The following is a 19,078-nucleotide window of genomic DNA, read 5'->3' as shown; positions in this document are numbered from 1 at the left end:
TTGCCGCGCAATCCAGCTCCAACGGGGCCGCTAGGGACGGATCGGGACCCGCACGGTGAAAGTCGGCTTGGCGAACGGGGCCACCCGAGCGCCCGACAGGGCGCTGCGAATGCAGCTCTCCGCGGCGGTGCCCGCGGCGGGACCGCTGATGCCAACGGATTGCACCTTACCGTCCGAGCCAAAGGTGATGGTCGCGTTGCTCGGGCCAGAGTGACCTGCGACGCAAGCCTTCGCCCCGCCCATCACGCGCCCCACAGCCGCGAGCGCGGCGCCGGTGGATGGTTCGAGGGGCACGTTGCCTGCCTGAGACGCCGGGACCAAACGTGGATCGTCGGGCTCCTCCTGCTCGGGCGCGGCCTGCGTTGCGACCGGTGTTGGGGCCGCCGCGGCTGGCTTGGCCGCGGTCACCGCGAGCCTCGGCGCGCTTGGAGCTTCGGGCTTCAGCTCCTCCACGGTGAGCGAGGGCGGTGCGACCGTCCCTTGGGGAGTAATCGCCACTTCCTGCTCGCCGGCTCCTCCCTTGGCAGAGCCACCGTTCGTTTCCGTCGGGATCGAGATTGGCGGCGCTGCTGCCGTAGCCGACTCGCTGCCCTGGCTGGGACGGAACACGATCATCGCCGCTGCAGCGGCGATGCCGAGCACGGCGACTGCGATGCCCCAGCGCCCTCCGCCACCTCGCTGTCCGCGTCCCGTGCTCTCGAGCGGCACGACATCCGCCTGTGGAGCGGGGTTCTCCACCGGGATGGGCGGACGCGGCGTTGCCCGGATTTCACTGGTGCGCGGGACGTCTGGATACGAAGGCCGGCTCACGCGCTCGCGGTGAGCATGGCTAAACGCCAGCTGTGCGAGCTCCCGCGCCTCTTCGGGATCGTCGTCCTCCAAGCTCGCCTTCGCGATATCGGTCAGGCTGAGTTCCTCGTCGTCCAAGCTCGGCAAGGCGGCGAGCCGGGGCTTGCTTGGCTCACCCTCCTCAGGCTCGAGGGGTGGGGCACCGAGCAAGTCGTCTGCAACGGGGTGGTCGTCTGCGAATGCGTGAGTCACCGTCGCATCTGCGAAGGCTTCCCAATCAAGTTCGGGTCGGTGCGCCACTGGCCAGGCGCTAAGTAGTGCTTCCATGGGATCCGGGAGTTTGGCGTCGTCTGACATCACTCCGCCTCCCGTGTGTGACCCCGTTTCTCGAGAAACGTTTGCAGCTTCTTGCGCGCTTCGTGCACGCGCCAGGCAATGGTGCCCTCCGGGCAACCGAGGATTTCCGCGGCCTCTCCGTGACTTAGCCCGTCCACAGTGACCAAGATCAAAGTCACCCGGAGTGTTTCGCTGAGGCTGTCGAGGCCCTCGGCGAGGACCTGGGCAGCTTGGCGATCCGCGGTGAGCTCCGCTGGGTTACCGATGGTCACTCGCGTCTCGACCATCGCGCCTTCGACGCGTGGGTCGTCCACGCTAGGCCCGGTACGCCGGGTCTTGCGGGAGCGAATCGTGTTCAGGGAGAGGTTCACGGCGATGCGATAGAGCCACGTGAACGGTTCGCTGCGACCGTCGAAGCGGTCGAGCGCTCGATAGGCGCGAACAAACGCATCCTGCGTGACGTCTTCCGCCTCCGCAGCATCTCGCAGCATATGTGCAGCGAGACGATAGATGCGTTTCTGGTGTCGCCGCACGAAGGTGCCGAACGCCTCTGCGTCGCCCTCCCTAGCTGCGTCGACGAGCTCGCGATCCGTCCTTTGGGGCATGCGTTTGTGCGCGAGATACATGCACGGTCACCGGCGAAGTTACAGGTTGAGCGGGTTCTCATTCGAGCCGCAACGGAGCGGAACGAGCGAGTGGCGATCTGGACTTGGCGACGATGGCCGCAGGGAGTGGGTGACCCCTGTCGTGGCCTCCCAACGGGTTGCGGCTGACGATAGTTGAGCACCAAGCGATTGGACAGTGAGCGCCTCGGAAACCTTTGGAGAGAATTTCAATGATTTGAGATTCCGCTCACAGTGGAGCCGTCCGGGGCAGCGAAAGCACTGTCGCCGCCGGCTCGGCCGCATCACTTCAATTTGAGGACGAGCGGGTCACCTTTACGTCCCTAGAACTCCACCACCGAACGCAGATCCGAGCACTGGCTGCACTGGAACACGTGGAGGGCTCCGTCGAGGAACTGACCCCCGTCGTACTCGAGGAGCTGGCGCATCGGGCCGTGACAGCTCGGCGTGGCGTCGCCCTGGTCCCAGTTCGGCGCACCACCAAGCGCCGCTCCGGCCCAGCCAGCGGTGCCCCGAGCCAACTTCATCCACCCCTCGAACAAGTCAGACACGTCCTCAGATCCCAAGGGTAGCTCGAAATCATCGGGGTCGACGCCGCCTGCCCAACCGTCGGGGAGGTCGCTGAGCCGCACGGATTCTTCGTAACCGAAGAGAGCGCTCGCGGCGCAGTCAGGGTTCACTTCCGAGCGGTAACGATACCAGAGCGTGCTGTGGGGCTGACGCGCGGCCGGGCGCGGCTCCACCCGGCGACTGCCAAGCATCGGAGTGCTGGCCGCTGTAGGCGCGGCCCCGCGGGTCACTCGCAGGCGTGGCTCGACGAACGCCGTGAAGAGCACGCGTGGGTCCTCGCGGTGCTGAATTCCACACTCGAAGCAGAACATCGCGACGAAGCCTCTTCCGTTGCCTCCCCACGGCAACATCACTGCTGGCGTCAGCTGGATGCAGTGTTCGAGCGGCTTCCCGCAGCGGCCGCACGCGGGCCACTCAGGCTGTTCCAGGAACGCAACGAGGCCCTGGGCGACGCAGGTGTGGGGAGTCGGTTCACAAAGGTCCGGTGCGCGGTAGTTCGGTACGCTCAAGGGCGTGATGACTGGTGTCGACGCGACGAGCTCAGCATGCCACGGGGCGAACAGGCTCTGAGGTGGGAGCCAGAGCGGCTTGGCATCGACCTGTGGACGCAGCCACACTTGGTCCAAATCGCTCCAGCGCGGGTGCTCCGCCACGAATGTCGAATGCGATCTGGCTTGGGCATCGGGCTCGCCTGGCTCGACGCTGCCGCCTGACTGAAGCGGCGCAGGCAACACGCGCGTTGCCTTGGGCACGCCACGGAAGCCGGGAACGGTGCCTTCCACCCAAACTCGAGTTCCCGGCCCTGGCAGTGATTGAAAGCCGCTCAGTGACGTGCCGCCGAAGCGGACTCGCTCCCCCGTGTCGAGCTCGATCCAGCCCAACGAGTCATACGGGTCCAGCTCCGTGATGGTTCCGCTATGCATTCACAGGTCCTCGAGAGTGCTTTCCGTCTCCGGCCGGGCGTGTGATAGGGCATGCGCCAGCCAAGCCGCGCAAGAATGCGCAAAGGCGAGCGAATAAGCACTGCACCTGGGGAGAAGTACGCGTGCGGGAAGCAAACTGGCCTCGCCGGGAGTTTCCGCGCTGGGCGAGACCGCCCGCTTGACCTAGCTATTGGGCGGGGTGCGATCTGAGATGGAAGAACGATGACAGTGAGCGAGACGACCGAGCCGCAAGCCGCCGGCGGCACCGTGGACGACACGGTGCGGGAACTCGAGCGGGAGCTACGGGCGCAAGGACTCAGGCGCTGGCTGCGCCGCGGGCTATTGGTGTTTGGCGTGATCGCCCTGTTCGTTGGCTTTCGCATTTACAAGTCTTTGGGTGCTCCTCCCCCCCAACCGCGCTTCGAACTCAAGGCCTTGGAGAAGCGCGACGTGGTCGAGCAGGTGCAGTCGACGGGCAACGTCAAGCCGCTCACCGAAGTGCAGGTGGGTGCTCAAGTCTCGGGGCGCGTGGTGAAGGTGTTGGTCGACTTCAACTCGAAGGTGGAGAAAGGCGACTTGCTGGCGGAGATCGACCCCCAACTCTACGGCGCCCAAGTGAGCCAGAGCGGTGCGCAACTGAAGGCTTCGAAGGCCGCGCTGCAGCGCTCCAAGGCCAGCTTGACCACCGCGGAGGCGAACCTGAAGCGCGCGCAAAAGCTCTTCGATTCGGGGCTCTCCTCCCAGGCAGAACTCGATCAAATCAAGGGCACTCGAGACGTCGCCAAGGCGGACGTTGCCGCCGCGCAAGCGCAGATCGGGCAGATCCGCGCGCAGTTGAGCAGCGCGCAGACCACGCTCGCCTACGCGAAGATCTACTCCCCCATCGACGGGGTCGTGATCAATCGCTCGGTAGATCCAGGCCAGACCGTGGCAGCCAGCTTCTCCGCGCCCGTGCTCTTCGTGATCGCTCAGGATCTGCGGAAGATGCAGGTCTTGGCGGAAATCGACGAGGCAGACGTTGGGCGCCTGGAAGAGAAGATGAAAGCCGAGGTGGTTGTCGATGCTTTCCCTGGGGAAAAATTCAGCGGCAAGGTGAGCCAGGTGCGCTACAGCCCCAACAACGTCCAGGGCGTGGTGACCTACTCCGCGGTGATCGATGTCGACAACCCAGACCTGAAGCTGCGCCCGGGCATGACCGCGACCGTGACGATCCGCACGCGTGAGGCGATGGGAGCGATCGCCATTCCCAATGCGGCGCTGCGCTTTCGTCCCCTGGAGGCTGGCGAACCCGGGCAACCTCCGAAACCCGTGGTTCCGAAGACGCCGCTGGAGCCGAACCAAGGACGGCTCTATCTGGTGGGCGAAAGCGTTCCCGTGGGGCAAGAGACGTTCAAGGAGCAGATCGTCGACATTGGCATCACGGATGGGGTGTGGACGGTGCTGAAGTCTGACCAACTGCAGCCCGGTGCGGAGGTCATCATCGAGCAGCGCGACGCGAAACAGGAGAAGGGCTTCAAGCTCTTCTGAGCCGCGTATGGCGCTGATCGACATCCGCGGTGTGTCCAAGGACTACGCGACGGGACCTGAGGTGGTCCGCGCGCTGGATCGCGTCGACTTGAGCATCGGCGCGGGGGAGTTCGTGGCGATTATCGGTGCGAGCGGCTCCGGCAAGAGCACTCTGATGAACATTCTGGGCTGCCTCGATCGACCAACCAGGGGGAGCTACTTGCTCGCTGGCGTCGACGTGGGCCAGCGCTCGGCGGACGCTCGCGCGATCGTGCGCAATCGACTGATCGGCTTCGTTTTTCAGGGCTTCAACCTGCTGCCGCGCACGACGGCGCTGGAGAACGTCGAGCTGCCGTTGGTCTATCGAGGTGTTTCCGCGCGCGAGCGCAGGCGGCGCGCCATTGGGGCGCTGGCGAAGGTCGGGCTCGCCGATCGTCTCACCCACACGCCCGCGCAGCTCTCCGGAGGGCAGCAGCAGCGCGTGGCGATCGCCCGCGCGCTGGTGACCGACCCGCCGCTGCTCCTGGCGGATGAGCCCACGGGTAACTTGGACACCCGCACGAGCTACGAAGTGCTCGCGCTGCTTCAGGAGCTGGTGAGCTTGCGCGGCTTGACCGTGGTGCTCGTGACCCATGAGCCGGATATCGCGGCCTGTGCAGGGCGTGTCGTTACGGTGCGCGATGGTCGCATCCAGTTTGACGAGCGGAGCGACGAGCCCGCGCGCGCGGCACGCATGCTTGCGGAGCTGAACCAGAGCGCGGCGCTCGCGGAGCAAGGCGGCTGATGCTCAGAGCCTCGGTCAAGATCGCCTTTTCTGCGCTGTCGCGCAGCTGGCTGCGCTCGATCTTGACCACCTTGGGAGTGCTGATCGGCGTGGCCTCGGTGGTCGTGGTCACGGCGCTTGGGCGAGGCGCCCGGGAGCGCGTTGGTGATCAGATCGAGAGCCTGGGCTCGAACCTGTTGTTCGTCTGGAGTCAGCCGGTCGCAAAGAGCGGCGTGCGCACTGCCGCTGTTGGTTTGACCGACGCGGACGCGTTGGCCATTCGCAACGAAGCGACGGCTGTGGACCTTGTCACGGTCTACTCCGACACCAAGGTGCAAGTCATTAGTCCGTACGGAAATGACCAGATCCAGGTGTGCGGAGTGGACGCGAACTACCTCGGCGCGCGGAAGTTCGAAGTACTCCAGGGCCGAATGTGGAACTCGGGCGAGGAGCAGGTGAAGGCCAAGGTTGCGCTGATTGGTCAGACGGCGATCGACAAGCTGTTCCCGGGGCAGGATCCCATTGGTCACTACATCCGCCTCGGAAAGCACCCGTTTCGCATCATCGGCACGCTGAAGCCGAAGGGCCAGTCGCCGTTCGAGGACCAGGACGACCGCATCTTGATTCCGATCGGCTCCTGGCGAGCGCGAATCAACCCCACGCTCGGCAACCGAGTGCAGCTGATCATGGCGACCGCCAAGAGTGAGGCGCACACCGAAGCCGCGGTGCGACAAGTGCAGGCCATCTTGCGCCAACGCCACCGCATCGCCGAAGAGGAGGAGAGCGACTTCGAGGTGCGCACCCAAGACGCCTTCAAGCAAGGCCAGCAGGCGATCTACGGCGTGCTCACGTTGCTCCTCGTCACGGTGGCTGGGGTGAGCCTGTTCGTTGGCGGGGTAGGGGTGATGAACATCATGCTGGTGAGCGTCACCGAGCGCACCCGGGAGATCGGGATCCGCATGGCCATTGGCGCGAAACGACTAGATATCCAGGTGCAGTTCCTTGCGGAAGCTGTGGCGTTGACACTGCTGGGCGGCGTTGCTGGGATCGGGCTTGCAGTTGGGGTGATCGAGCTGATCAAGCGGAGCCTCGGCTGGAGCATGGTGCTCAGCAGCGATGCCGTGATCACTGCCATCATCACCAGCCTCGTGATCGGCGTGGTGTTTGGCTTCTTGCCCGCACGCCGAGCCTCCAGGCTCGATCCCATCGAGGCCCTGCGCCATGAGTAGTCGGAGCGGCCTGAGTAGGCGCGTTTTGTGGGGGCGGGGGTGAGGGGAGTCGGCTATCTCCTGACGACGTTCAATCTCGCTGTTGGTGCGGTGAGGAAGAGCGGGCTGCGCGCCGTGCTCACCGCTTTCGGGATCTTGATCGGCGTGGCCGCGGTGACGATCGTCGTCGCCCTCGGGGAAGGGGCGACGCGCGCCGTGAGCGGCGCGATTGACAGCCTGGGGGAGAACGCCTTTGCGGTGATCCCTCGGGAAACGATTCGCAGCGGCGCCCGCGGTAACTCCCTGCCGCCGCTGACCCAAGACGACGGTGAGGCGTTGGTACGCGAGGCGCCCAGCATCCTCTATTCGGCGCCGCTGCTCTCGAGCTTCAACCAGGTGAGCTATCGCGACAACAACACCGCCGCGCAGGTGATCGGCACGAATCAGAGCTTTTTCACCGTGCGCGCCTGGAAGGTGGGGGACGGAGCCCTGTGGGCACCGGAGCTCGACTCCATTGGCGGCAACGTGTGCCTGATCGGCGCCACGACCGCGAAGGAGCTGTTCGCCGACGGGGATCCCGTCGGGCAGGTGATTCGCTTGGGGAAGACCCCGCTGCGCATCGTTGGGGTGCTCGACTCGAAAGGTCAGAGCCCCTTTGGCCAAGACCAGGACAACGTCGTGATCTTGCCCATCGTCACCATGCGCGCGAAGTTCCTGCCGACGCCTCCAGGGCAGGTGCAGCGCCTGCTCGTCGGTGCGGACCCCAAGGCGAACCCCGAAAGCGTGAAGCGTGAAGCGACGGCCATCCTGCGTCAGCGGCATCGGCTCCAAGAAGGCGCGGAGAACGACTTTCGCATCCGCAGCCAGGAGGAGTTCCGCGAGATGCAGCAGAAGGTGTTCGGCGTGCTCGAAGTGCTGCTGCTCAGCGTTGCCGCAGTGAGCCTCCTGGTTGGCGGCATCGGCGTGATGAACATCATGCTGGTGTCGGTCGCCGAGCGCACCCGGGAGATCGGGATCCGCATGGCGATCGGCGCACGCGAGGTCGATATCCTGGTGCAGTTTCTGATCGAGGCCGTGCTGCTGTGCCTGCTTGGTGGGCTCGCCGGGGCGCTGCTCGCGTCCCTGGGCGTCTCAGCCGCCGGGCGTGCGCTCGATTGGGATATGCGAGTCTCGCCGCGCGCGCTGCTCATTGCCCTTGGTACGAGCAGCCTGGTGGGTGTGCTGTTTGGCTTCCTGCCAGCGCGGCGCGCCGCGCGTCTCGATCCGATTCAAGCCTTGCGGCGTGAGTAGACAGCCACGGGAGTGCCGCCGAATGTTTACCGTGCGGAAAAGCTGGTCGGCAGGACGCCTAACGCAGGACGCCTAACGCAGCACCACGACGCGCACCTCGCCGCGCATTGGGTCATCGTCGTTCTTGTCCTTGATGTAGGCTGTGATCTCGCGGCTCGCCCAGATGGTCAAGTCGCCGACGTGGTGGTCGCCGTTGGTGAAGCGCACGTTGAAGCCTTGGATGACGCGGTCGGCGGTGCTCTTTGCTGCCACGGCGCGTTGCTTCTCCGTGGTGGTGTAGGTCTCCACGGTACGCACTTCAGACTTCGGCAGCAGCAGGTACTGCACGCGCGCCAAGAAATCGAAGCCCGAGTTGTCCGCGAACGTGACGTTGATGCGCCCCTTGTGGAGCTCCGGCAAGATCGCAATCTGACGAATGTTCCGGTCTTCGCCGCGCCGGTTGGACAACTCGAAGCCCGCGAGCACGAAGACCTTGTCAGTTTCCGCATGGATGGGCAGGGCGCAGCTGCCACGGCAGTCGTTGCGGGAGGCTTCGTGGATTACATTCGTGGAAAGGCGGCGGAACCCGGCGCGCGCCACATACTTGTCGCCTGCGTCTTGATCTTCGAACACGTAGTTCATGATGCCGGGCGTCTGCCAATTGCCGACGCGCTCGATCTTGTGGTCGTTGCCTCCCTGGAAGTAGAACTTCACCCCGCTCATCGCGACGGCGCTGGTCAGCTCGAGGCTCCGCGTTGCTCCCGCGCTGGTGCCATTCGCCGTCACGCTGAACGACTTCATCAGCGCTCCCGCAGTGGGCGCCGCGAGCCCCAAACCGATGCAACACAGGGCGGCTAGGATTGGGGGAGTCGGTCGTAGGGAACGGGCGTTGGACATCTGCAGGGTCTCCGCGCGGCGCCGGGAGGCGGTTCAGGTTTGCTACTCGGAGCATGCGAGACGCAGCGCGCGAAGCTTGAACAGCGCCTGAGCAAAGCCTGAAGAACGCCGTGGGGTGGACGCCCGGGCGCCCTTCGGTGCGCCTCACCCCCAAACCCGTGAGGAGATTTCAGGCGCGGAGGACGAGGCGCTTTTCAGGCACTGTGGGCGCATCAGGGCCTACAAAAGCCAAGAGCCACCCCTCGGTTCGAGGAGTGGCTCCGTTCGCTTGATTCGCGAAGGCTACTTCTGGTTCAGCGCTTTTTGCAGCAAGTCGCCGAGGGTGCCGAACTTGCTCTCCGCCGCGACCTTCTTGCGGTAGTCGCGGTGGGCCTGACGCTCCTCGTCCTCGCTGAGTGCGCGGATGCTGAGCTTCGGCTCGCCGCGTCGGGGATCCAGGTCGATGACCTTGGTGCGGATCTTGGACTTGGCGGGGAACGCCTTACGCAAGTCGGTGCCGCGCTCCGTACCGGTGTGACCCGCGGGGACGAAGCCGCGCGCCGCGCGACCGGTGACACCGAGCACGCGCACCACGAGGCCGGCGGACTCAGCCTTCACCACTTCGACGTCGAGCTTCGCGCCCTTCACGATCTTCTGTGGCTGCTCGTCTGCCTGATCCGCGCTGGGCGCGGGGTGCAGGCCGAGCTTCTTGTGGCGGCGATCGAAGTTGTGGATCACGACTTCGATCTCCTGACCCTCGCTCAGCACCTCGTTCGGGTGAGACACGCGGGTGAGGGAGAGATCGGCGACGTGCATCAGACCCTCGACGCCATCAGACAGCTCGATGAACGCACCGAAGTCCGTGAGCTTGGTGACCTTGCCAGTGTGCTTGCTTCCCGGAGGAAACTTCTCTTTGGCTTCGGCCCAGGGGTCGCTGATCAGAGCCTTGCGAGAGAGCCAGATCTTGCCCTTATCGTCGATCTTCGTGATCTGGACTTCGACCTCTTCGCCGGCCTTGAGCAGATCCTCCATGCGAGCGCGGGGATCGTGGCTGGCCTCGGAGATGTGCACTAGGCCCTCGAGGTTTTCCGCTTCGGGTAGGGCGACGAACGCGCCCCACTCGACGACGGTGCGCACGACGCCCTTCATCACCTGACCTTCGGTCAGGGTCTCGAGCGCCTTCTTGCGGCGCTCGTGGGCTTCTTGCTCGAGCATCGGACGGCGAGTCACGACGACGTCGCGGCCACCCTTCTCGAACTGCACGATCTTGAACTCGAGTACCTGACCCACCAGACCCACGAAGTTTGCGCGGGTGGGGTGGAGATCCATGCCGCTCGCCGGAGCGAACGCGCGCAGGCCGCCGAGGCTGACTTCGACGCCGCCCTTGATCACGCCAGTGATCAGGCCCTTCACCAGGGTGCCTTCCTTGGCGGCGATCTCGAGGGAGGGCTTCACCTCTTCCTCGCGCAGCGGCTTGCGGGTGAGCACGACGAGTCCGCCACGGGAGCCGTCGTTGTGCACGCGCGCGACGAAGCGATCACCCACCTCGGGGACCAAGTCGTCGGTCTCCATCTCCGAGCGATCGAAGATGGCGAGCGCCTTGCCGGAGAGGTCGATCATGATCGCCGTCTCGAGCACGGCGGTCACCTTGCCGAAGACTTCCTCTCCCATGTGGAAAGGAGCGCGATCCGTCGCGGGCCGCTGGGTCGCCTCGGCGCCCTCAGGCTTCTTCTTTTTCTTGCGACGTCGACGACGCTTCTTCTTGTCGCCTTCCGCGCCCTCGGCAGAAGCACCTGGGGAGCTGTGCTCAGCGGACGAAGCCTCAGCCGCTTCGGCGCCGCCGTCAGCCGCCGCTTCCGTGCCAGCCGTTTCCGTGGCCGACGTTTCCGTCGCGGCGGCGGCCGCTTCAGGCGTAGCTTCGGGTGCGGGCGCAGCAGCTTCGGGTGCGGGCGCAGCAGCTTCGGCTGCCGTCGCGGCAGTCGCCGTGCTCGTGTCTTCGGTTTGCCCAGCGTCAGCAGAGGCTGCTGCGTTGGACGCGTCGGGAGCGCCAGCGCTCGGCTGCTGCTCCTGCTCTTGATTTGATTCTTCGGACGCCATGGCGAACCCAGAGGTAGATGCCGCCTATATCGCGCCTCTTGGCAGCTGCCAATCAGCCGGCGCGCTTAGCGGATGGATAGACGCGTTTTTTTGTGACGATGCGCACCGCGCAAGCTTCAACTCGCGTGTGCGATCGCTGTGACTTTCCCTAAGTAGCTCAGCGCGCGACAGGAAGGCGACGATTTTGACCGCCCGAGCGATCAATCGTGAAGCCAGCGCCCGCGCGGCCCTCGTGGGTGGCATCGACCGCTTGCGCGAGCTGTTCAGCGACGTCTTGGAACGCCTTGGCGATTGCTGAACCGGGTGACGCCTGAACGACCGGAGTTCCTGCATCGCCCCATTCTCGCACGCTGGGCTCCATCGGGATTTGCCCGAGCAACGGCGCTTCAGCGTGCTCTGCCACCTTCTGCCCACCGCCCGAACCGAAAATTTCGTGTCGCTTGTCGCAGCCGTCGCACACGAAGTAACTCTCGTTCTCGACGACGCCGAGCACCTTGATGCCCACCTTCTGCGCCATCGAGACGCTCTTGTAGACATCCATCAGCGCGACTTCTTGGGGCGTCGTCACGATCACCGCACCCGTGGTCGAAACGCGCTGCGCCAACGTCAGCGCAACGTCGCCGGTGCCAGGCGGCAGATCGAGCAGCAGATAGTCCAAGTTGCCCCAGGCGACGTCCTTCAAGAACTGAAGCAGCGCGCCGTGGAGCATCGGACCGCGCCACACCACCGCGCTCTTTGGATCGTCCAGCAAGAAGCCGATGCTCATCAGCTTCACGCCGAAGCGCTGCAGAGGCTCGATGCGCTGACCGTCGCTCTGGGGGCGACCCTGAATGCCAAACATGGTCGGCACGCTGGGGCCGTAGATGTCCGCATCGAGTAGGCCGACGCGCGCGCCCATGCGCTTGAGTGCAAGCGCCAGGTTCGCGGCGACTGTGCTCTTGCCGACGCCGCCCTTGCCGCTCATCACCAAGATCACGTTCTTCACGCCGGGCACTGGATCGTCGGCGCTGATTTCGCGCCCCTTCGCCTCCACCTGCCAGTCAATTTCCACATGGGTAACACCCGCGAGAGCCTCGAGGGCGTGACGCACCTTCTCCGCGAGCTCTTCCTTGCCTGCGTAGGCGGGGTTCGAGAGCTTGAGCGGTACGATCAGTCGCCCGCCGTCTGCGCGGACGCGTCCCAGCATTCCCAGCTCGCCGAGGCCGCGGTCGAGCGACGGCTCCTTGAGGGTGGAGAGCACTTCCAGGGCTTGTTCTTCCAGACTCGGCATGGCGGGGTGGACCGTAGTGCCAGCACCGCTGGAAGCAACCGAGAAGCGCCCCAATCGCCCTCGATTCGTGCACACGTCGTCGATCTTGGTGACCCTGTCGGCACTCTCGCTGGGTTTGGGGGTGAGGCGCGCCGCTCAGCCGCTACAGCTGACTGAGTAACCAGCCGCAAAGCGCTCCGAGCGTCACGCCGGTCACGGCGATCCAGGCCACCGGTGAGGGGCGCTTGCTGCGCGTCGGCATCCAAGTCGACGCTTGGCGTTGCGCCTGCTCGAGCTCGAGCTCGCAGGTGTCCATGCCCTCGTATGGCAGCGCGTCCTCCACCAGCTGAGGCGTGGAAGGCGGCTTGGGAAAGCTGGGGTTCAGCAGCTGCTCATCGCTCAAGTCGCTGTTGCGGGAGCTGTGTAACGAGAGCCGGACGCCGCTCTCGCGCTGTTCGCTGCGCCGCACGAGTGGGATGGGGTTCACGCTCGGGAGAGCAGAAGGCATCGCGAGCGCAAGGCGCGCGAACGGTTCTAGCTCGCGAGCGAACTGTTCCGCCGTCTCTGGGCGATTCTCCGGATCGCGGCTGAGCGCGCGCTCGATGCAGGCGACTAGACCTGGATGAAGCTCCGGTGCGCGCAGCGCCAGAGGCACCCAGTCAGCTTGAGCCACACGCAGCATCAATCCGCGTACGTCGGGAGCGGAGTAAGGGGCCTCGCCGCACAGCATTTCGTACAGCACCACGGCGGAGGCGTAGATATCCGCGCGGCTGTCGACGGTGCGTCCCATGGCTTGTTCAGGCGCCATGTAGAGCGGCGTGCCGAACACCAGTCCGCCATTCGCCTCGGTGTTACTGAGCGGGTTCACACCTTGCGCGATGCCGAAGTCGAGCACCTTCACGAGGGGGCGATCCGGCGCGGGGTGCGTCACCACGATATTCGCTGGCTTGAGATCGCGGTGCACGATGCCTTGACGGTGAGCGGCGCCTATCCCGGCCAGCACCTGTATCATCAGCTCGCAGGCGTAGGCCGGGCTGAGCGTGCCGCGCGTCGAGAGGATGTCCGCGAGGCTCTCGCCTTCGAGCAGCTCCATCACCATGTAGGCCGAGCCGTCTGCGGTGGTGCCCAGGTCGTGGATATCGACGACGTTGGGGTGCGCGATGCGCGCAGCGGCGCGCGCTTCGGAGACGAAGTGACCCCGCACGTCCGCGCGTCGTGAGTGCTCCGGGTGGAGTAACTTCAATGCGACGCGTTTCCCGACCAAGAGGTTCTCCGCCTCGAACACCTCTGCAGCCGCACCGCTGCCCAGGCGCCTCAACAGCGCAAACTTCCCACCAATCACACTCCGGGTCGTTGACCCGGAGTGTTCATTCGCCTGCCCCGCGGCGTCTTGAAACGACCCGGAGTGTTCAACGGGTGGGGCTTTGACGTGCTCTCCAGACTCCACCACGGGGGAGCGACTGATTCTCTCGACGGCTGCCAACGGACACCTCCGCTGATGGCGAACGGCGTGTCAGGCGGAACCTTGAGCCCCTCCATCCTGTTTCGAAACATCGACCCGGAGTGTTCATGGAGCCCGAAACTTAAGGACAAAATGAGAACGGCGCGCTCAAGAGAGCGCGCCGTTCTTCGACTTGCTTGGCCCTGAGGATCAGCCGCCGCTGCTCGCCTTGCCGCTTGCGCTGGCAGAGGCGTTCACCGACACGCTGACCGAGGCACTGGCCTTCACCGAGGCTTCCGCCTTGGCGGCCAGGCTGGCGCCAAACTTCGCCACGCAGCCAGCAGCCTTGCCCACTTCGACCACGACCTCGCCGAACTTCACGGCGACATCGCCCGCCGCCTTCACCGCGAGCTCACCCTTCGCGACCACGTTCAGCAGCGCCGGGAGGTTCGCTTCCAGTGCGGCCACGAAGTTCGCGTCCACGTTGCCACTGAAGTTGAAGGTCACCTTGGGCGGTGTGCACTCAGCCTTCAGGCTTGCCTGGCCTTCGCAGCCCGCCTGGCAGTCCGCGTCGAGGTTGCACTCCGGCGGTTCGAGGTTGGCTTCACAGCTCGGCGCCGTTGCCGTGCCGTTGCAGGTTCCCTTGCACTTCACCTCGGCGCCGCACTCGATCTTGGCGTCAGCGGCGAGCTTGCACTCACCGGTGCACTGTCCGGTGCAGCGAGCGGTTCCGCTCGGCGCGGAACACGTACCCGTGCAGGTGCCCTCACAGGTGCCCGCGCAGTTGCCCTGGCCGTCCATCGCGCTGCAGGTTCCGTCGCAGCTTCCTTCACAGGTGCCTTCGCAGCCACCAGTAACTTCGACCACGCAGTTGCCTGAGCACTCGCCGTCGCAGTTCGCTGCAACCTCGGCGGAGCCTTCACAGGTGGCGCCACCAGCACACTCGCCTTCACACGAGACGCTGAGCTCACCCGGATCGCAGCGAGCTTCGATGCTGCCTGGGGTGCACTCACCCTCGACGGAGCAGTTGGCTTCGCAGTTGAGCTGCGCTTCAGCGGCGACTTCGCACTTCCCACCCTCGATGGTGAGGCTCACGCTGCCTGCAGCGCTGAGGTTTGCGGTGATTGCCGCTTCAGCCTTGCCGCAGACCGCTTGCAGGTCCTCGTCGGACGACTCCGCGGTGATATCGGCACCCGGATCTTCGCCACCGGCCATTGCGATGCCCTTGCAGGCCACGCCGACCGATACCTTCATCTCTCCAGCTACCTGGACGAGAGCATCAGCGGCACCTTGCAGTGCGTCGACCTTTGCCTCCAGGTTGGCCGCGCAACTGGTCGGATCGAGCGCATCGCTCGAGCAACCGCCGGTCAGCGGAATCACCAAGCCTACGAGCAGTGCCGGCGCTGCTAGCCGGTGAAACCCACGAATCTTCTTCGACATCTAAGCACTCCTTGGTTCTCTAACTGAGGTCACCCCGCAGAGCGGGCCCCATCCCCGTTCGTCGTATGACGGACGTACCCCAATGCGGATGCAAGGCTAACCCGCTTCTTCTGCAAGGGCCACGCTTGCGGCACACACAGTCTCCGGGCCGCAAACTCGCTGCCTCAAGCTGTGACAGTTTGCGCCGCCAAAGCGACCCGGAGTGCAAATCCCGACGCCCGGGTGCGCCACCAGAACGACCCGGAGTGCTCGCTCTGGGTGCCTTGGAGAAGCACCCGGAGTGTTTGAAGCTGAGCGATTTCGCTCAGTTGGGGTAGCAGCCCATTTGGGGCGAGGAGAACGGCATCGTGTTCGAGTTCGCGCCGTAACACTTGTTGTCGATGGGGCTGGTCGGGTCGTTGAGGAACCCGAAGCAGTACATGTCGAGCCCACCCGGAGTCTTCGGGCAGCCGCCGCCCTTGCAGGCCTGGGGGATGTCGCTCTTGGAAAGCCCGGTGCAGTCGCAAGTGAAGCTCAGGTCGAGGCAGTACTTCTCTCCGGTGAAGCTGCTGTCGAGGCAGATCCCTTGGGGCCCGCAGTCGCCGTCATCCACACAAGGCTCACAGCCCGCGCCAGTGCCGGTGCAGGCGCCAAACTTGTGGCCACAGGTCGCGATCCCGCGGTCTGTATCGAAGACCTTGCACTCCGAGGCGGCGCCCCACGGGCAGCTGTCGACGTTCGGGTCGCACGCCACCGTGCACTGCTTCTTGCCGTCGGGGCCCTTCGCGCAGATCTGGTTCGCTTCGCCGAGGCAGTCCTCGTCGGTCTGGCACTCTGCGCAGTACTCGTTCTTGATGCAGACGTTGCGCATCAGGTTGAGCGCCCCGCACTCGTACTTCTTGCCCGCGCCGATGTCCGCTGCGGGGACGCACCCCGCGGCCGTATCCCCGGGGATACCCGTGCAGGTGTCCGCACAGGGCGCGTCACCGACGCGCACACGACCACAATGAAAGCCCGTGCCGCAGTCGCTGTCTTGGCTGCAGTCGAACTCGGTGCAGTAGCTGTAGACATCGCCCTCGCCGCGCCCAAAGCAGCGGAAGCCGTCCGCGCAATCCGCGGCGCCGCCAGGACACGAGCTACCGTACTCGCCGGGGCCGCGCTTTTCGCCACTGGGAGCGGCCGCGCAGTAGTTGACCGTGTTCCCGTCGGCGTCGCTGCCATCGGTCTTGCAGATCCCGCCAACACAGTTGGAGTGCTCCACGCACTCCGCCTGCACGCACTCACTGTCGATGCAGTGGTAGCCGGGCTGGATATCGCAGCCTGCGTTACTGGTGCAGGCACCGGTGACGCAAGCGTTGACCTCTTCCTGAGTGTCGCTGTCGACGAAGTGGGTGGTGCAGAGCTGTCCCTCGGAGCAGTCCGCGTGCCGGTCACACTCCAGCTTGCAGCTCTTGTCGTTGCCTTCGGCGTCGCCAAGGCACTTCCAGCCGCGGCGAGTGTCACAGTCCGCGTTGCTCGAGCAGGCCTCATCCTGACCGGTCTTGCCGCCAAGCAGGGCCACGCAGAACAGACCGCTGTCCGCCTCGCCGAAGTTCACGTTCACGCAGTTCGTGCCGACGGCGCAGTCGTCCTGGATGCCGCACGGCGGCACGCAGCCAGAGATACCCGACACGAGGTCCGGCACGCAGCGGTTGCCCTCCACGCACTGGTTGTCCGTGCACTTGGCGTAGCACTGGCCGTCGACCTCCACCCCACCGCACTTTTCCGTGCCGCTGGAGCAGCCAGAGGCCAGCCCGACGAAGCCGAAGACTGCGGCGAGCGCGGTGAACTTAAGAGACGATGCCAAGCGGGAGATCGAGTGCTGCATGAGATCCTCAGGAGAGACGGGTTCCCGGAGGGAACGCGGGTCCAAGCGGTTCGCGGTACTACCGCGAGACGAGCGACATACCAAGCGTCAAGCGCCCGTTGCTTGGGCGCGTGATGGGGAAGCTTGATGGCTAAAGGAAATTCGCGCCCGTCTTGGCGTGCTGAATCCAGCCAAACCATTTCGGGCTTGTGTCGGGTTACTCTCCGAGACGCAGGCCGAATCTTGAAAATGCCGTGTGCATTTCAAGTGATCTTGGATGTTTCGGACTCGGGGTTGGGGGAGAGGAGCGGCGTTTGAGACAGTGTGAAACAACGCTGGATGTCGCCGTTCCGCTCTCCCACTTGGCAACCCATGCGCTATGCTCTCACCCGCGGCCCGGCTTGACGGCCCGCACCCCCCGAGTACTGTGCAAACAGGCTTGGTAACTCACTCATCCGTTTGGAGTGTTTCGATGCGCACGATTGGACTTCTGGTTTCGACCTTGGTGGCAGGTAGCCTGCTTGCGGCTTGTGGCGGCGAGGACACGATCAAGGACGGCACACCGTTCGAGAAAGGTCAGCCGGGTCAAGTCTCCGCGGGCACTGGAGGGACTGGTGGTGATTCCAGCTCTGAGGACATGCCTGAGTACCTCGCGGACTACCCTGAGGGTCCTTACGGTACCGAGCTCCACTCCGTGCTGCCGAACTACCGCTTCAAGGGTTGGAGCAACCCCCAGGCGGCGGAGTACGACGTCGAGAGGATGGAGACCGTGCAGCTCTCCGACTTCTATGATCCCGACGGAAGCAAGGGCATCAAGATCCTCCTGATCAACTCATCGGCCCAGTGGTGCTCACCTTGCAAGGCGGAGTACTCGCACTTCAAGACCAACGGCACCTTCGCAGAGTATCGGGAGAAGGGCGTGATGTTCTTCGGCTCGCTGATGGAGAACAACAACTACGATCCGCCGGTGCCGGCGAACGGAGCTGCCTGGGTGAAGTCCTTCGAGGTTGGGTTTCCGTTCGTCGTCGACACCTCTTTCAAGCTTGGTGGCCTGTTCTCGATCGACGCGATCCCCAACAACACCCTGGTCAACGCCAAGACCATGGAGATCATCCAGCTGTTGCCGGGCGGAGACACCGAGGGTCTGCTCAATGCGATCGACTCTCAGCTGAACAAGCTCTGAGCTGAGCGCGCATCGGCTCGCTGCCGCCACCCTGCCGCGAGGCTTGGTGGCGGTTTGCGTTTTGTTCAGAGGCGCCCCGGATGGGTGCTTACTGGAGGGCGCCCGGGCTGGCTCGAGGAGCGCCTCACCCCCAAAGAAGCTCATTCATTCGCTCGCGGCACGCGTCTGGCGCCTGTCTGAGGAGCCCCGACTTCGAGCGAAGTGCGGCCTTGAAGCAACCGCTTGGGATTGTGGGCATACGCTAGAGACAAGTTGAGCGTGGGCCGTCGCGCGATGTGGTAAGCCCGGAGCAAAGGAGATGGTGATGATGAAGCGCTGGATTGGTGGGTTGAGCTTGGGACTTCTGCTAGCCGCGTGCGGCGGGGCACAGCAGGGGCCGACGGCTGCGGGGCAGACGCCTGAAACCGCTTCCAGCGAGGGTCCTGCGCCAGACACCTCCAGCGCGCCTACAGCAAGCGCGGAGCCGACGGGCGCCAAGCCGCCTGATTTCGAGCTGGAGACCCTCGACGGCAGCTCGGTGCGCTTGAGCGATCACTTGGGCAAGAACGTCATCCTCGTCGACTTCTGGGCGACCTTCTGTGACCCGTGCATGGCGGCGATGCCCCACTTGGATGAGCTGTACAAGAAGTACAAGTCGAAGGGGTTCGTCGTGTTCGGCGTCTCTATCGACGGGCCCGACGCGCTCTCGCTAGTCCGCACGGAAGTGAGGAAGCTCGGCGTGTCCTTCCCCATCCTGCTCGACAAGGAGACGCGGGTGGTGGCCTTGTACAATCCCAAGACCAGCGCGCCCTACAGCGTGTTGATTGGGCGTGACGGCCGCATCATCACCAAGAAAGAGGGCTACGTTACCGGAGATGCCAACACCCTCGAGCGCGACATCGAAGCCGCGCTGTCTCGCTGAACCGTCTGCTGAATCGACTTGGCCGCCGAGCGACGTTGTCTCGTCGCCCGCTCTGAATGCACCTCCTCGCGGAAAAGCG

15 protein-coding genes are annotated in these 19,078 nt (G+C 64.8%); 6 read left to right on the top strand and 9 right to left on the bottom strand.

Translation table 11 applies throughout. From position 1 onward, the window contains the following. Window positions 1-30: 30 nt before the first annotated feature. The 3 genes from H6718_02190 to H6718_02180 form a co-directional block, all read right to left on the bottom strand. On the bottom strand, window positions 31-1,146 hold the full coding sequence (locus tag H6718_02190) for a hypothetical protein (GenBank protein MCB9584173.1): 1,116 nt from the start codon (window positions 1,144-1,146) through the stop codon (window positions 31-33). Beyond that, window positions 1,146-1,730, bottom strand: a complete 585-nt coding sequence (locus H6718_02185; protein ID MCB9584172.1) for a sigma-70 family RNA polymerase sigma factor — start codon at window positions 1,728-1,730, stop codon at window positions 1,146-1,148. Before H6718_02185 ends, H6718_02190 begins: the two co-directional genes overlap by 1 nt. 341 nt (window positions 1,731-2,071) lie before the next feature. Continuing rightward, the gene (locus H6718_02180) at window positions 2,072-3,241 is read right to left on the bottom strand and encodes a hypothetical protein (protein ID MCB9584171.1); all 1,170 of its coding nucleotides are present in this window, start codon (window positions 3,239-3,241) and stop codon (window positions 2,072-2,074) included. Window positions 3,242-3,463: 222 nt separating this feature from the next. Between H6718_02180 and H6718_02175 the strand changes: the two genes are divergently transcribed. Genes H6718_02175 through H6718_02160 form a run of 4 tightly spaced genes read left to right on the top strand, consistent with a single transcriptional unit; the run spans window position 3,464 to window position 8,008 of the window. After that, on the top strand, window positions 3,464-4,768 hold the full coding sequence (locus H6718_02175; protein ID MCB9584170.1) for an efflux RND transporter periplasmic adaptor subunit: 1,305 nt from the start codon (window positions 3,464-3,466) through the stop codon (window positions 4,766-4,768). 7 nt (window positions 4,769-4,775) lie between these two features. Next, entirely contained in the window at window positions 4,776-5,531 is a 756-nt protein-coding gene (locus tag H6718_02170; protein ID MCB9584169.1) for an ABC transporter ATP-binding protein, read from the top strand. Next, a complete protein-coding gene (locus H6718_02165) occupies window positions 5,531-6,739 on the top strand; it encodes an ABC transporter permease (GenBank protein MCB9584168.1) in 1,209 nt (402 codons plus the stop codon). The genes H6718_02170 and H6718_02165 overlap by 1 nt, the downstream gene beginning before the upstream one ends. 39 nt (window positions 6,740-6,778) lie before the next feature. After that, a complete protein-coding gene (locus tag H6718_02160) occupies window positions 6,779-8,008 on the top strand; it encodes an ABC transporter permease (GenBank protein MCB9584167.1) in 1,230 nt (409 codons plus the stop codon). A 72-nt stretch (window positions 8,009-8,080) separates the two neighbouring features. On the opposite strand, the gene H6718_02155 is transcribed toward H6718_02160, so the two are convergent. The 6 genes from H6718_02155 to H6718_02130 form a co-directional block, all read right to left on the bottom strand. Beyond that, window positions 8,081-8,884 (bottom strand): hypothetical protein, encoded by an 804-nt coding sequence (locus H6718_02155; protein MCB9584166.1) that lies wholly within the window; start codon window positions 8,882-8,884, stop codon window positions 8,081-8,083. Between the two features lie 282 nt (window positions 8,885-9,166). Next, window positions 9,167-10,960, bottom strand: a complete 1,794-nt coding sequence (locus H6718_02150; GenBank protein MCB9584165.1) for a 30S ribosomal protein S1 — start codon at window positions 10,958-10,960, stop codon at window positions 9,167-9,169. A 157-nt stretch (window positions 10,961-11,117) separates the two neighbouring features. Beyond that, window positions 11,118-12,230 carry an Mrp/NBP35 family ATP-binding protein gene (locus tag H6718_02145; GenBank protein MCB9584164.1) on the bottom strand — a complete coding sequence of 371 codons (1,113 nt, stop codon included), beginning with the start codon at window positions 12,228-12,230 and terminating at the stop codon, window positions 11,118-11,120. 142 nt (window positions 12,231-12,372) lie between these two features. Beyond that, window positions 12,373-13,692, bottom strand: a complete 1,320-nt coding sequence (locus H6718_02140; protein MCB9584163.1) for a serine/threonine protein kinase — start codon at window positions 13,690-13,692, stop codon at window positions 12,373-12,375. Window positions 13,693-13,860: 168 nt separating this feature from the next. Then, a complete protein-coding gene (locus H6718_02135; protein ID MCB9584162.1) occupies window positions 13,861-15,090 on the bottom strand; it encodes a hypothetical protein in 1,230 nt (409 codons plus the stop codon). Between the two features lie 304 nt (window positions 15,091-15,394). Continuing rightward, window positions 15,395-16,936, bottom strand: coding sequence for a hypothetical protein (locus H6718_02130; GenBank protein ID MCB9584161.1), 1,542 nt, complete (start codon window positions 16,934-16,936; stop codon window positions 15,395-15,397). A gap of 451 nt (window positions 16,937-17,387) precedes the next feature. Between H6718_02130 and H6718_02125 the strand changes: the two genes are divergently transcribed. Both H6718_02125 and H6718_02120 read left to right on the top strand, forming a co-directional pair. Beyond that, a complete protein-coding gene (locus tag H6718_02125) occupies window positions 17,388-18,098 on the top strand; it encodes a TlpA family protein disulfide reductase (GenBank protein ID MCB9584160.1) in 711 nt (236 codons plus the stop codon). A 298-nt stretch (window positions 18,099-18,396) separates the two neighbouring features. Then, window positions 18,397-18,999, top strand: coding sequence for a TlpA family protein disulfide reductase (locus H6718_02120; protein MCB9584159.1), 603 nt, complete (start codon window positions 18,397-18,399; stop codon window positions 18,997-18,999). Window positions 19,000-19,078 lie beyond the last annotated feature (79 nt).

This window comes from Polyangiaceae bacterium, from assembly GCA_020633205.1.
Lineage (GTDB): Bacteria > Myxococcota_A > Polyangia > Polyangiales > Polyangiaceae > JAHBVY01.
The sequence above is the reverse complement of the archived record's forward strand: the minus strand, read 5'-3'. Positions and strand labels throughout refer to the sequence as shown.

Bases quoted from the DNA above. Each gene is read 5' to 3' on its own strand.
- H6718_02150 (MCB9584165.1), bottom strand. From the start codon at position 10,960: ATGGCGTCCGAAGAATCAAATCAAGAGCAGGAGCAGCAGCCGAGCGCT.
- H6718_02155 (MCB9584166.1), bottom strand. From the start codon at position 8,884: ATGTCCAACGCCCGTTCCCTACGACCGACTCCCCCAATCCTAGCCGCC.
- H6718_02170 (MCB9584169.1), top strand. From the start codon at position 4,776: ATGGCGCTGATCGACATCCGCGGTGTGTCCAAGGACTACGCGACGGGA.
- H6718_02120 (MCB9584159.1), top strand. From the start codon at position 18,397: ATGGTGATGATGAAGCGCTGGATTGGTGGGTTGAGCTTGGGACTTCTG.
- H6718_02190 (MCB9584173.1), bottom strand. From the start codon at position 1,146: ATGTCAGACGACGCCAAACTCCCGGATCCCATGGAAGCACTACTTAGC.
- H6718_02175 (MCB9584170.1), top strand. From the start codon at position 3,464: ATGACAGTGAGCGAGACGACCGAGCCGCAAGCCGCCGGCGGCACCGTG.
- H6718_02125 (MCB9584160.1), top strand. From the start codon at position 17,388: ATGCGCACGATTGGACTTCTGGTTTCGACCTTGGTGGCAGGTAGCCTG.
- H6718_02165 (MCB9584168.1), top strand. From the start codon at position 5,531: ATGCTCAGAGCCTCGGTCAAGATCGCCTTTTCTGCGCTGTCGCGCAGC.
- H6718_02145 (MCB9584164.1), bottom strand. From the start codon at position 12,230: ATGCCGAGTCTGGAAGAACAAGCCCTGGAAGTGCTCTCCACCCTCAAG.
- H6718_02135 (MCB9584162.1), bottom strand. From the start codon at position 15,090: ATGTCGAAGAAGATTCGTGGGTTTCACCGGCTAGCAGCGCCGGCACTG.
- H6718_02180 (MCB9584171.1), bottom strand. From the start codon at position 3,241: ATGCATAGCGGAACCATCACGGAGCTGGACCCGTATGACTCGTTGGGC.
- H6718_02130 (MCB9584161.1), bottom strand. From the start codon at position 16,936: ATGCAGCACTCGATCTCCCGCTTGGCATCGTCTCTTAAGTTCACCGCG.
- H6718_02185 (MCB9584172.1), bottom strand. From the start codon at position 1,730: ATGCCCCAAAGGACGGATCGCGAGCTCGTCGACGCAGCTAGGGAGGGC.